General features: G+C 67.9%; 10 protein-coding genes. 1 reads left to right on the top strand and 9 read right to left on the bottom strand.

Annotated elements, in window-relative coordinates; translation table 11 throughout:
* The 8 genes from BN423_RS11325 to BN423_RS02225 all read right to left on the bottom strand — a co-directional run.
* A partial coding sequence (locus BN423_RS11325) for a translation initiation factor IF-2 N-terminal domain-containing protein (RefSeq protein ID WP_187367798.1) occupies window positions 1-318 on the bottom strand: 318 nt, incomplete at its 3' end.
* An 84-nt stretch (window positions 319-402) separates the two neighbouring features.
* Window positions 403-1,641 (bottom strand): transcription termination factor NusA, encoded by a 1,239-nt coding sequence (gene nusA, locus BN423_RS02195; RefSeq protein ID WP_019238644.1) that lies wholly within the window; start codon window positions 1,639-1,641, stop codon window positions 403-405.
* 1 nt (window position 1,642) lies between these two features.
* Window positions 1,643-2,137, bottom strand: coding sequence for a ribosome maturation factor RimP (locus tag BN423_RS02200; RefSeq protein WP_019238645.1), 495 nt, complete (start codon window positions 2,135-2,137; stop codon window positions 1,643-1,645).
* Window positions 2,138-2,412: 275 nt separating this feature from the next.
* A complete protein-coding gene (leuS, locus tag BN423_RS02205; RefSeq protein ID WP_019238646.1) occupies window positions 2,413-5,004 on the bottom strand; it encodes a leucine--tRNA ligase in 2,592 nt (863 codons plus the stop codon).
* 103 nt (window positions 5,005-5,107) lie between these two features.
* Window positions 5,108-5,899 carry a hypothetical protein gene (locus BN423_RS02210; protein WP_019238647.1) on the bottom strand — a complete coding sequence of 264 codons (792 nt, stop codon included), beginning with the start codon at window positions 5,897-5,899 and terminating at the stop codon, window positions 5,108-5,110.
* Window positions 5,900-6,089: 190 nt separating this feature from the next.
* A complete protein-coding gene (locus tag BN423_RS02215) occupies window positions 6,090-7,604 on the bottom strand; it encodes an IMP dehydrogenase (protein WP_019238648.1) in 1,515 nt (504 codons plus the stop codon).
* A 218-nt stretch (window positions 7,605-7,822) separates the two neighbouring features.
* Window positions 7,823-8,395, bottom strand: coding sequence for a manganese efflux pump MntP (locus tag BN423_RS02220; protein ID WP_019238649.1), 573 nt, complete (start codon window positions 8,393-8,395; stop codon window positions 7,823-7,825).
* A gap of 119 nt (window positions 8,396-8,514) precedes the next feature.
* Window positions 8,515-9,642: a PLP-dependent transferase gene (locus tag BN423_RS02225; RefSeq protein ID WP_019238650.1), complete on the bottom strand. Its 1,128-nt coding sequence runs from the start codon at window positions 9,640-9,642 to the stop codon at window positions 8,515-8,517.
* Window positions 9,643-9,865: 223 nt separating this feature from the next.
* On the opposite strand from BN423_RS02225, the gene BN423_RS02230 reads away from it, so the two are divergent.
* Window positions 9,866-10,519, top strand: coding sequence for a hypothetical protein (locus tag BN423_RS02230; protein WP_232385470.1), 654 nt, complete (start codon window positions 9,866-9,868; stop codon window positions 10,517-10,519).
* 114 nt (window positions 10,520-10,633) lie between these two features.
* On the opposite strand, the gene thrS is transcribed toward BN423_RS02230, so the two are convergent.
* On the bottom strand, window positions 10,634-12,397 hold the full coding sequence (thrS, locus tag BN423_RS02235) for a threonine--tRNA ligase (protein WP_019238652.1): 1,764 nt from the start codon (window positions 12,395-12,397) through the stop codon (window positions 10,634-10,636).
* Window positions 12,398-12,550: the final 153 nt, after the last annotated feature.

Raw genomic sequence — 12,550 nt, forward strand, 5'->3', positions numbered from 1 at the left:
GGCGCGGGCGGACGCGGCGAGGCGGCGCTCCTCCTCGCGGCGCGCCTCGACGGCCAGGCGCCGCTCCTCTTCCTTGGCCGCCTCGGCGGCCTCCTCCGCGGCAGCGCGCTCCTCCTCGGCGCGGCGCTGGGCCTCGATCTCGGCCTCGCGCGCCTTGAGCACGGGCGCGAGCTCCTTGCGGACCAGCGAGACGTACTGCTGGCTCAGCGTGGAGGACGCCGACTTCGCCGGGATCATCAACCGATCCAGGTGCTCCAGGAGCTCCTTGGACGACATTCCGAATTCTTTGGCCAGGCTTGAGATGCGAACGTTCGCCATGTGCCAATCACCTACCTCTCGCGCGCGGTGCGCGCCGTGACATCCAACGGGTCTGCGATGCGGGGTGCCGGGGCACCCGACCCGCTAGATCCCCTCCTCCTCGGTATCGGCGGCCTCCGGGTCGTGGACGCCGCAGAACCGGGAACCGGGGCGCGCCTGGTTGCGGCAGCGGATGCCGTCGGCGCTCACGAACGCGCAGCGGTTGTCGTCGTCCTCGCCGATGAGGTCGTCGTCGGCCTCGTCGCCCATGTGGAGGTTGCCGAGGATCTCCGCCGCGAGGCGCTCGTTCTTGATATCGATGTGCCAGCCGGTGAGGCGGGCGGCGAGGCGCGCGTTCTGGCCGTCCTTGCCGATGGCAAGCGAGAGCTGGTCATCGGGGACGATCACGCCCGCATAGCCCTTCTCGGCGTCGATGAGCACGCGCGAGACCTTCGCCGGCGAGAGCGCGTTGGCCACGTAGCGCGCCGGGTCCGCGTCCCACAGGATCACGTCGACGCGCTCGCCGCGCAGCTCGGACACGACGGTGCGCACGCGGCTGCCCTTCGGGCCCACGCAGGCGCCCACGGGGTCGAGGCGGTCGTCGAGCGAGCGGACGGCGACCTTCGAGCGGCGGCCGGGCTCGCGGGCGATGGACTTGATCTCGACCGTGCCCTCGTAGATCTCGGGCACCTCGAGCTCGAAGAGGCAGCGGATGAGCGCCGGGTGGGTGCGGGAGATGACGATCGGCGGGCGGGAGTGCTCGCCCTTGGTGGCGGGCTCGGTGGAGTTGGGGTCGCGGACGTCGATGATGACGGCGCGCAGGCGCTGGTTGTGCAGGTAACGCTCGCCCGCGGGACGCTCGTTGCGCTCCTCGGGGTAGCGGCGCTGGTCGAAGTGGGGCAGCTCGGACTCGACGCCCTCGCGGATCTTCACGATGGTGAAGTCGGGCGTGGACTGGAGCACCGTGCCCGTGATGATGTCGCCGATGCGGTCGGAGAACTCCTCGTAGATCTGCTCGCGAGCGGACTTGCGCACGAGGGTGTTGATGGCCTCCTTCGCGTGCTTGGCGGCGATGCGGCTCGTGTCCTTGGGGGTCACGTCGCGCTTGGTGAACTCGGTGTACTCGTCGGTCTCCTCATCGTAGGACTCCTCGACGGGCACGAGCTCGTAGACGTAGATCTTGCCGCTCGCGCGGTCGATGGTGACCTCGGCGCCGAAGGGGAGGTGCAGGATGGTGCGGTAGCTCTCGGCGAGCGAGCGCTCGAGCTCGTCGATGAGCGCGAGCTGGTTCAGGTGCTTCTCCTGGCAGAGCTCCATGAGAGCTTCCATCATCTCGGATGCCATGTTAGTTCTTCCCTTCCTTCTGCTTGAAGTCGAAGACCGGCTTCAGGGTGCATTTCTTGATGTCGTCGAAAGCGAACTCGAGGCGCTCCCCGTCCTCGAGCTCGAGCGTGGCGGAGGTGTCGGACGCGGCGGCGATGACGCCCTTGAAGCGCCGGCGCCCCTCGGTCGCGGTGGTCGTGAGCTCGCAGGCCTCACCCTGGAAGCGCATGAAGTCGCTCGGGCGGCGCAGCGGCCGGTCGAGGCCGGGCGAGGACACCTCGAGCGTGTAGGAGCTCGCGATGGGGTCGAGCGCCTCGACGGCGTCGCTCACCCACGCGGTCTGCGCGCATACCTCGTCGAGCGAGAGCGACGCGCCCTCCGCCCCCTCGAGGCGCACGCGGACGCAGGGCGCCTTCGTGGCGCCGGTGATCTCGACGTCGACGATGTCGACGCCATGGGTCGGGGCGAGCCGCTCCAGCTCATCGATGATGAGCTGCTCGGTCTTGCTCTTGACCATGCGCACCTCCTTGCAACAAAAAGGAGCACGGGCAAAACCCGCACTCCTCTCACAACACGTCAATTACCGTGTAAAACTATAGCACAAGCAGGTCAGACAGGTAACATCTCCCCCTGCGCGCGCCCCGGGAAGGCAATCGTCTCCTCAATTGCTCCACATGTAAAATTACCCCAGGGGTTATTTTACATGCATGCCGCAGGACATCGCTCACCGCAGACCCACCGGGCTGCGCATGTAAAATAACCCCTGGGGTAATTTTACATGCGCGCCAAAACCTACTTCACCACGAGGTTCACGAGTTTGCCCGGCACGCAGATGGCCTTGACGACGGTCTTACCCTCGATCCACTTCGCGGCGGCCTCCTCCGCGACGGCGCGCATCTCGTCCTGGGTCGCGTTGGTGGAGACCTCCACGCGCGCGCGGACCTTGCCGAGCACCTGCACCGCGATCTCCACGGTGTCGCTCGCGGCCTCTGCCAGGTCGAACTCCGGCCACGGCGCCGTGTAGACGCTCTCGGTGTGGCCGAGCGCCGCGTGCCAGAGCTCGTCCGCCCAGAACGGGCAGATGGGCGCGAGCACGCTCACGATGTCGGTCGCGACGAGCCACGTGAGCGCGGCGTCGCGCGCCGCCGGGTCGGCCTCGGTGGCGTTGAGGTAGGCGCTCGCGGCGTTCACGAGCTCCATGATGGCGGAGATGGCCGTGTTGAACTGCTGGCGGTCGAAGTCCTCGGTGCACTTGGCGAGCGTGCGGTGCCGCTCGCGGTAGAGCTGCTTGGCCACCGCGTCGAGCGAGCCGGGCGTGAGGCGCGCGGAGGCGTCGCCCGCCTGGGCGAGCTGCCACACGATGCGCCAGGCGCGCTTGATGAAGCGGTTCGCGCCGGCCACGGCGTCCTCGTCCCAGTCGAAGTCCTTCTCGGGCGGGGCGATGAAGAGGATCGCGAGGCGCATGGTGTCCGCGCCGTACGGCTCGATGACCGAGGACGGCGGCACGACGTTGCCCTTGCTCTTGGACATCGTCTCGCCGTTCGCATCCTTCACCATGCCCTGGCAGAGCAGGTTGGTGAAGGGCTCGTCCACGTCGAGCAGCCCCAGGTCGCGCAGGGCCTTCGTGAAGAAGCGCGAGTAGAGCAGGTGCAGGATGGCGTGCTCGATGCCGCCGATGTAGTTGTCGACGGGCATCCAGCGCGCGGCCGCCTCGCGGGAGAACGGCAGCTCGGTGTTGTGCGGGTCGCAGTAGCGCAGGTAGTACCAGCTCGAGCACGTGAACGTGTCCATGGTGTCGGTCTCGCGCCGCGCCGGGCGGCCGCACACCGGGCACGTGGTCTCGTAGAACTCGCGGCACTCGGCGAGCGTCTCGCCGGCGCCCAGGTCGAGGTTCGCGGGCAGCATCACGGGCAGCTGGTCCTCGGGCACGGGCACGATCCCGCAGTGCTCGCAGTGGACGGCGGGGATGGGGTTGCCCCAATAGCGCTGGCGGCTGATGAGCCAGTCGCGCAGGCGGTACTCCACCTTGCGGCGGCCGGTGCCCGCGGCCTCGAGGTCGGCCACGATCGCGGCCTCGCCCTCGGAGTGCTTGCCGCCGCGCATGCCGGTGTACTTGCCGCTCTGCACGAGCGTGCCCTCCGCCACATGCGCCTCGTCCCAGTCGACGGTCTCGGCATGGTAGGTGTCGATGGACTCGCCCGCCTCCTCGAGGGCGGCGCGCTCATCGTCCATGAGGATGATGGGCACGATGGGCAGGTCGTACTTGCGGGCGAACTCGAAGTCGCGCTGGTCGCCGCAGGGCACGGCCATAACGGCGCCCGTGCCGTAATCAGAGACGACGTAGTCGGCCACCCAGACGGGCACCTTCTGGCCGGATACCGGGTTCACCACGTAGCGGCCCGTGAAGGCGCCGTGCTTCTCGAGGGCGCCCTGGGCGCGCTCCACCGCCGAGACTTTCTCGGCGCGCGCGATAACGGCGCGCACGTCGGCCTCGTACTCCGTCCCCTCGACGAGCTCGAGAAGACCCTTGTACTCGGGGGCGAGCAGGAAGAACGTGCAGCCGAAGAGCGTGTCGGCGCGCGTGGTGAAGACGGTGATCTTGCCCTCGTCGCCGGGGATGGGCTGGCCGGCGGCGTCGCAGAGCCTGAAGTCCACCTCCGCGCCCTCCGAGCGGCCGATCCAGTTGGCCTGCATCTGCTTCACGCGCTCGGGCCAGCCGGGAAGCTTCTCGAGGTCGTCCAGGAGCTCCTGGGCGTAGTCGGTGATCTTGAAGTACCACTGCTCGAGGTCGCGCTTCTCGGGCACCGAGCCGCAGCGCCAGCAATGCCCCTCCGTGACCTGCTCGTTGGCGAGCACGGTGTTGCAGCTGGGGCACCAGTTCACCGGGCTCTTCTTGCGATAGACGAGGCCGCGCTCCCAGAGCTTCTCGAAGATCCACTGGCCCCACTTGTAGTAGTCGGGGTCGCAGGTCTTCACGAGGCGGTCCATGTCGTAGGAGAAGCCCATGCGCTTCATCGTGGCGAGCGCCTGGTCCATGTTCTTATACGTCCACTCGCCCGCCTGGGTGTTGTGCTTGATGGCGGCGTTCTCGGCCGGCAGGCCGAACGCGTCGAAGCCGATGGGGTGCAGCACGTCGAAGCCGCGCATGCGCGCCTGGCGCGCCATGGCGTCGCCGATGGTGTAGTTGCGCGCATGGCCCATGTGCAGGTCGCCCGAGGGGTACGGGAACATCTCGAGGACGTACTTCTTGGGCTTGGCGGGGTCTTCATCCACGGCGAAGAGGTTCTCGTCCTTCCACGCCTTCTGCCACTTGGCCTCGATGGCCTGGGCATCATAGGCGGGGATCCCGCCGGGTTTTCGCGAATCGCTGCAATGGTCGCACATGCGGGCGCTCCTTGGGTCAAAAACGGTAACGTTCGAGATTCTAGCAGGTTTTCCCGGGACGTGTCCCCTCGAACCCGAAGCGCGCGGTGACGCGGGCGGCGCGCTATGCCGTAGGCTCACCGGGAACGATGAATCCCGGCGTAACGCCCCCGCGGTAGCCGCACGAGGGATCGAGCGTAAGGTCGATGCGCTGCTCCGTGCCGGGCGCGGCCTCGCCCAACCGGCACAGGACGCGCACCGCATCGGAGCCCGCCGCCTCGACGCCCTCGATGGACGCCTCCACCTCGGCGCCGTCCGCATCGCGCGCCGCGATGGAGAACGACGACGCGTCGAGCGCGGGGACGGCGCCCCCATCGTCCGGGCTGAGGGCGAGGGTGACCGAGACGACGGGGTACTCAGTCGCGGAGATATCCGTCACACGCAGGGCGAGGTGCGGGAGCTCGTGGTTCTCGACCGGCTGGAGCGCCTCGGACGCATCGTCGGGCGCGTCCTTCTCCACGGTCACGCCGGAGAGCACGACGCCGTACACGAGGGCGAAGCAGCCGAGCACGAGCACGAGGGCGACCGCGGCGGCGATGACGAGCGAGGCCGTCCCATGCCGGGCGGTGAGCTCGCGCAGGCGGCGGAGCGCTGCGGGGGCGTCGGAGCCCCCCTCCGCGGGGCCGGCATCAGCGGGGTCGTCGTCCGGGTGGGCGACGTCCGGGTCGGCCTCGAAGGGATCGGCCTCGAAGGAATCGTCGTCGAAGATGGCGTCATCAAGCGCATCGTCATCGAGCACGGACGGCTCGGCCTCGGCCGCGCCCCCGGCCTTGCTCTCGGCACCGGCACCGGCGGGCGCGCCATCATCGGCGTCGGCGGACGCCGCGATCCCGTCCTCTTCCTGATCCCATTCCATGGCAACCCCCTTTCGGCATGCGTTGGAACCCAGTGTAGCAAATCTGCCGCTACCGGCTGCGCGCGCATGCGGTACGGGGCCGCGCTGAACGGCTATTTGGGGCACCGGTGGCGACGGGGCGCCCTCCCGGACGCCCCGTGCTCGCGACCTTGTGTCCGCGTCCCGCCAAAACGGGCGGCACGACGCGCGCTTACTGGTAGCTCACCGTCTGATGGTTGCGGTCCTTCACGACGACGTCGTGCGCGCCGCCCTCGACGATCGAGGTGGCCGAGACGAGCGTGAGGCGCGCCTTCTGCTGCAGCTCCTTGATGGAGAGGGCGCCGCAGTTGCACATCGTCGACTTGATCTTGTAGAGCGTGGCGTTCACGCCGTCCTTGAGCGAGCCCGCGTAGGGCACGTAGGAGTCGACGCCCTCCTCGAAGGCGAGCTTCGAGGCACCGCCGAGGTCATAGCGCTGCCAGTTGCGGGCACGCGCCGAGCCCTCGCCCCAGTACTCCTTCATGTACTGGCCGTTCACGTTCACGCGCGCCGTGGGGCTCTCGTCGAAGCGGGCGAAGTAGCGGCCGAGCATCATGAAGTCGGCGCCCATGGCGAGCGCGAGCGTCATGTGGTAGTCGTAGACGATGCCGCCGTCGGAGCAGACGGGCACGTAGACGCCGGTCTCCTCGAAGTACTCGTCGCGCGCGCGGCACACATCGATGAGCGCCGTGGCCTGGCCGCGGCCGATGCCCTTCGTCTCGCGCGTGATGCAGATGGAGCCGCCGCCGATGCCCACCTTCACGAAGTCCGCGCCGCAGTCGGCGAGGAAGCGGAAGCCGTCGCCGTCCACGACGTTGCCGGCGCCGACCTTGACGTCGTCACCGTAGCAGGCGCGGATCCACTCGATGGTGCGCTTCTGCCACTCGCTGAAGCCCTCGGAGGAGTCGATGCACAGCACATCGGCGCCGGCCTCGAGCAGCAGCGGCACGCGCTTCTCGTAGTCGCGCGTGTTGATGCCCGCGCCCACCATGTAGCGCTTGTTCGCGTCGAGGAGCTCGTTGGGGTTGGACTTGTGGCTGTCGTAGTCCTTGCGAAACACGATGCCCACGAGGTGGTCGTTCTCGTCCACCACGGGCAGGGCGTTGAGCTTGTTGTCCCAGATGACGTCGTTGGCCTTCTTGAGGGTGATGTCCTTGTCGCCCACGATGAGCTGCTCGCGCGGGGTCATGAACGTGGCGACCTTCATGTTCGGGTCGTCGCGGCTGGGGCGGTAGTCGCGGCTCGTCACGATGCCGAGGAGCTTCCCGTGCGCCGTGCCGTCCTCGGTGACGGGCATGGTGGAATGGCCGGTGCGGTTCTTGAGGTCCATGACCTCGGCCATCGTCATGTCGGGCGTGAGGGTGGAGTCGGAGACCACGAAGCCGGCCTTGTGATCCTTCACGGCCTTGACCATGGCCGCCTCGGACTCGGGGGTCTGGTTGCCGTAGATGAAGCTCATGCCGCCCTCGGTGGCGAGCGCGATGCCCATCTCCTCGCCGGAGACGGACTGCATGATGGCCGAGACCATGGGGATGTTCAGGCTGATGGCGGGCTCCTCGCCGCGCTTGTACTTGACGAGCGGGGTCTTGAGGTTCACATTCGTCGGGATGCACTCCGAGGACGAGTAGCCGGGCACCAGCAGGTACTCAGAGAACGTATGGGATTCACCGGGAAAGAACATGGCCATGGATACTCCTCCTCTGGGGTTGGGCGCGATCCAGGGGCGGGCTCAGCGGCGCCGCCTCCACGTCGCGCGTCTTCGCGAATGGGGTCGCCTGACCGAGCGACCTCGCAGGCCATTGTAGCGCAGGCCGGGCGCGGCTCGCGCGACCCTGCCGGGCTGCGAAAAACCTGCACGGAGCGACGGAGGGGCGACGTTCCCCTCCCCTGCATGGCGCGCCGAGGCTACCCGAAAAACGCCTTGAGGCCGATGATGATGAGCACGATGCCGCCCGCGACCTGCGCGTGGCTGCCGAAGCGCGCGCCGAGCCGACGGCCCGCGAAAAGCATCGCGAGGCAGCAGGCGAACGTGGCGACGCCGATCATCCCGCCGTAGAGCACGATGTTCGCGCCGCTCGCCGCGAGCGAGACGCCCACGACGAAGGCGTCGATGGAGGTGGCGACGGCCTCGGCGAGGATCGTGCCATACGTGAGGCGCGTCGTCGCGCAGGCCTCGGGGTCGCGCAGCTCGCGCACGGCCTCGACGATCATCTTCCCGCCCACGAACGCGAGGATCGCGAGCGAGACGATGCCCGCGTACGCCTCGATGACGGGCGCGATGAGCGTTCCGCCGAAGAAACCGGCAATGGGCATGGCCATCTGGAAGAGCGCGAAGAGCACGGGCATGGCGAGCTTCTTGGCAGGAGGCATGTCGGGCTCGCAAAGCGTGTTCGAAAGCGTCACCGCCATGGCGTCCATGGCGAGCGCGATACCCAGAAACAGGCTCTCGATCAGGTTGGCGAGGGTGAATCCCATCATCGTGAATCCCTTCGAACCGGGCACGACGGACGCGCCGCGCACACGATGCAGGCGCGGGCCCGGGGCACCGCGCCGCGATGAGCGTATCGAGCGGGAAGCGGGGCGAGCCCGCGCCGCCTTTACGGCTCGGGGGGATTGCAGAAGAGGCGCAGCGCCTGGTCGAGGCTGTCGACCACATCGATGGGGTCGTCGACGCCGGCATACAGCTGCAGGTAGCAGACCTCGTCCGCATCGACGATCGAGATGGTCGCGCGGGCGTCCTCGATGCTGCGCCGCGCGGCATGGACATGCTCGAAGAGGGCGCGGAGGCGCTCGCAGCGCGCCCGGGGCGCCTCATCGCAGCTGCCCGTGAGGCAGAAGCCCACGACCGATCCGAACCCGTGCTCCAGCGTGCGTGCGGCGACGGCGCGGTCGGGATGCGTCGCGAGGCCCGGGTAGCGCACGCAGCCCACGGCCGGGTGGCAGGACAGGTAGGAGGCGATGGCGCGGGCATGGTCGAAGCTCGCCTGCTCGCGCTCGGCGAGGGTATCGAGCGCGGCACTGAGGGCGGCGACGTCGGACGTGCCCGGGGCGCAGGCGGCGGACGCGGCGCCCGGCGCGCCCAGCCCGAAGGAGAGGAGGCGGTAGGCGTCCTCGGCGGCAGGGTTCACCGACCGACGGCGGCCATGCGCCACCTGGGAACGGGCGACGGATACCGCGACGAGCGGCGTGGAGAGCATACCCGGCGCCATGCCTTCGAGCGCCTCGACCACGATGAGCGCCCCCTGGGCGAGCGGCCGGCAGCCGAAGGGCGTGGGCAGGGTGTTGTCGATCACGAGGATGGCGCCGACCCTTTGCGCCGCGGCGGCGAGCGCGCGGATATCGGCCACGCGCAAAGTCGCGGCGTCGATCGAGGGCGCGAACCAGAAGAGCCGCCCGGACGAGATGCCCGCGGGATGCGCGTACGAGGCGGGAGACCCCTGCGGGACGAGGCGGTCGCGCTCGGCCTGCTCGGCATCGACCAGCTCTGAGGCGGCGAAGAACGCCTGGGGTGTGAGCTCGTCGGCGAACGAGAGGTGCTGCCAGCGGAACAGCTCTGCCAAGCGCGCGCGACCCGCGCCCGAGAACGCCACGATGCGGTCGTGCGCGCCGACGATCCCCGTCTGCGCGAGCACATCGGCGCCGTCGCCCGCCCGCACGATCCACGAGGCGCGCGCACCGTGGGCAGCCGCGTACCTGTCACAAAGCTCACTCAGTTGCTGCGACATGCACTCCCCCTTCTTTAGCGCGACCCGACCAGTATACCGACAAGCGCCGCCCGCTGCCAACGTCATGGGCCGCGGTATAACCGGGCGCGCGGGAAGCTCACCGTATACCGACACCAAACGGCCGCTCGACACCCAGCGCCCAAGCCCGCGCTCGCGCGGGTACAATGCCGAAAACCCACACGCCCCGCGCCGATGCGCGCTGCCGGGTAAGGAGGAGGCCGCTATGGACGCGAAATCCCCTATGAACGAGGGCGCTCACATCGTCCTTCGCATGGTAGCCTGGGTCGCGGCGGGACTTGCGAGCATCGTGCTCGCATTCGCCCTCATCTATACGGCGCTCTTCCTCATCTACCCGTACAACCTTCCCGTCACGATCGCCGACCTGCGCGAGACTCCCGAGCTCTCGGACTACGAGGTGGTGGGCATGACGAGCAGCAACGCGCGGCTCCGTGAACCGGTGGGGACGCTCGCGCAGTTCCTTGATACCGACCGCACCCTGGGCGGCGGGCGCGAGTACGCGCTCGTACGCGACGCAGCGGGCGGCCTCTACGTTGTCGGCATCGAGGCCTGCCCGCTCCTCGCGCGCTGGCGCGTCGCCGGAGCGTCGAAGACCCCCATCTCGGGGTCGGGAGAAGAGCGCCTGCGCATCGACAAGCCCCTGTTCTCCCACGATGAGGTCACGGTGCGCGACGGGAAGCAGATCGCTCTCACGCGCAACGGCCACACCATCGTCAATGATGGAAGCGTCCGCCTCATCATTGTCGGCATCGTGGCGATCGCCCTGTTCGCGGGCGGGTACCAGATCGCGCATCGCGTGCGGCGACGCAAGCATCGAGCAGACGGAAAACCGGACGGCGGCGCGGAGCAGCACGCATAGAAACGACGGGCGCCCCCGGCGGCAAACCGAGGGCGCCCGCATGCGTCGAGGATGAGTCAATTGAACCCGTCCCCATTGACTCAGCGAGTCAAATGAACCCGTCCCCATTGACTCCTAGCGGCGCTCGGCAATCTCGTCCTTCACGTCGGCGATGAACTCGGTGAGCTCGCGCACGTGCGTCTCGTTCGAGCGGTCGCGCACGGAGATGTTGCCGGCCTCGACCTCCTGCTCGCCCAGGATGAGCATGTAGGGCGGGCGGTCGATGTTGCGCGCCTCGCGGATCTTGTAGCCGATCTTCTCGTCGCGCTCGTCGAGCACGGCGCGAATGCCGGCGGCCTCGAGCGCGTCGGTCACGCTGCGCGCGTAGTAGCGGCTCTTCTCGGACACGGGCAGCACCTTCACCTGCACCGGCGCGAGCCACGTGGGGAACTTGCCCGCGAAGTGCTCGATCAGGATGCCGATGAAGCGCTCGATGGAGCCGAAGCACACGCGGTGCAGCATGATGGGGCGCTGCTTGGAGCCGTCGGCGTCGGTGTACTCGAGGTCGAAATTGAGCGGCATCTGGAAGTCGAGCTGCACGGTGCCGCACTGCCAGGTGCGGCCGAGCGAGTCCTCGAGGTGGAAGTCGATCTTGGGGCCGTAGAAGGCGCCGTCGCCCTCGTTCACCACGTAGTCCTTGCCCAGGCGCTCGAGCGCCTCGCGCAGGCCCGCCTCGGCGCGCTCCCAGTCCTCATCGGAGCCCATGGAATCCTCGGGGCGCGTGGAGAGCTCGAGGTGGTAGGTGAAGCCGAACTTCTGGTACACCGAGTCGATGAGGTTCACCACGCCCACGATCTCGTCCGTGAGCTGGTCGGGGCGGACGAACAGGTGCGCGTCGTCCTGGTTGAAGCAGCGCACACGGAACAGGCCGTGCAGCGCGCCGCGCATCTCGTGGCGGTGCACGAGGCCGATCTCGCCGGCGCGGATGGGCAGCTCACGGTAGCTGTGCGGGCGGGACTTGTACACGAGCACGCCGCCCGGGCAGTTCATGGGCTTGATGCAGTACTCCTCGTCATCGATGATGGTGGAGTACATGTTGTCCTTGTAGTGGTCCCAGTGGCCGGAGGTCTCCCACAGGCTCTTGCTCATGATCTGCGGGGTCGAGATCTCCACGTAGCCGGCCTTGTGATGGATCTCGCGCCAGTAATTCAGCAGCTCGTTCTTCAAGATCATGCCGTTCGGCAGGAAGAACGGGAAACCCGGTGCCTCGTCGCGCATCATGAAGATGTCCATCTCGCGGCCGATCTTGCGGTGGTCGCGCTTCTTGGCCTCCTCGATGAGGCGCAGGTGCTCGTCGAGCTCCTCCTTCGTGGCGAAGGCCGTGCCGTTCACGCGGGTGAGCATCTTGTTGTCCTTGTCGCCCTTCCAGTAGGCGCCCGAGACGCCCGTGAGCTTGAAGGCCTTGAGCGCCTTGGTGTAGGTGAGGTGCGGGCCCACGCACATGTCGATGTACTCGCCCTGCTGGTAGAAGGTGATGCGGGCGTCATCCGGCAGGTCGCCGATGTGCTCGACCTTGTACTTCTCGCCGCGCTCCTCCATGAGGGCGATGGCCTCCTCGCGCGGGAGCTCGAAGACCTGGAACTTGAGGTTCTCCTTCACGATCTTCTTCATCTCGGCCTCGATGGCGGGGAAATCGTCCTCGGAGATCTTCTGGCCCTCGGGCAGGTCGATGTCGTAGTAGAAGCCGTTATCCGTGGCGGGGCCGTAGGCGAAGTCCGCCTCGGGGTAGAGGCGCTTCACGGCCTGCGCCATGATGTGCGCCGCGCTGTGCCGCACCACATGGGTGACCTCGTCAGTCGGGCACTCGTCCACATGGCCGTCGTTGTATAGAACCTTCATTGCTCGCTCCTCGATGATCGGATGATGGATGGTCGAAAACAAAAAGCGCCCGGCCGAAGGGCACGAGCGGCATGTGGCGCCTGCCCCTGGCGCGAGGCCAGCGGGATGGACAGACGCCTAGATAGTCTGAGTTCGGATACCTTGTTCAAGCAA

The organism is Enorma timonensis, from assembly GCF_000321165.1.
In the GTDB taxonomy this organism is placed as follows: domain Bacteria; phylum Actinomycetota; class Coriobacteriia; order Coriobacteriales; family Coriobacteriaceae; genus Enorma.

Coding starts and splice junctions, on each gene's coding strand:
- thrS (WP_019238652.1), bottom strand. CDS start 12,397: ATGAAGGTTCTATACAACGACGGCCATGTGGACGAGTGCCCGACTGAC.
- BN423_RS02230 (WP_232385470.1), top strand. CDS start 9,866: ATGGACGCGAAATCCCCTATGAACGAGGGCGCTCACATCGTCCTTCGC.
- BN423_RS02210 (WP_019238647.1), bottom strand. CDS start 5,899: ATGGAATGGGATCAGGAAGAGGACGGGATCGCGGCGTCCGCCGACGCC.
- BN423_RS02200 (WP_019238645.1), bottom strand. CDS start 2,137: ATGGTCAAGAGCAAGACCGAGCAGCTCATCATCGATGAGCTGGAGCGG.
- leuS (WP_019238646.1), bottom strand. CDS start 5,004: ATGTGCGACCATTGCAGCGATTCGCGAAAACCCGGCGGGATCCCCGCC.
- BN423_RS02215 (WP_019238648.1), bottom strand. CDS start 7,604: ATGGCCATGTTCTTTCCCGGTGAATCCCATACGTTCTCTGAGTACCTG.
- BN423_RS02225 (WP_019238650.1), bottom strand. CDS start 9,642: ATGTCGCAGCAACTGAGTGAGCTTTGTGACAGGTACGCGGCTGCCCAC.
- BN423_RS02220 (WP_019238649.1), bottom strand. CDS start 8,395: ATGATGGGATTCACCCTCGCCAACCTGATCGAGAGCCTGTTTCTGGGT.
- nusA (WP_019238644.1), bottom strand. CDS start 1,641: ATGGCATCCGAGATGATGGAAGCTCTCATGGAGCTCTGCCAGGAGAAG.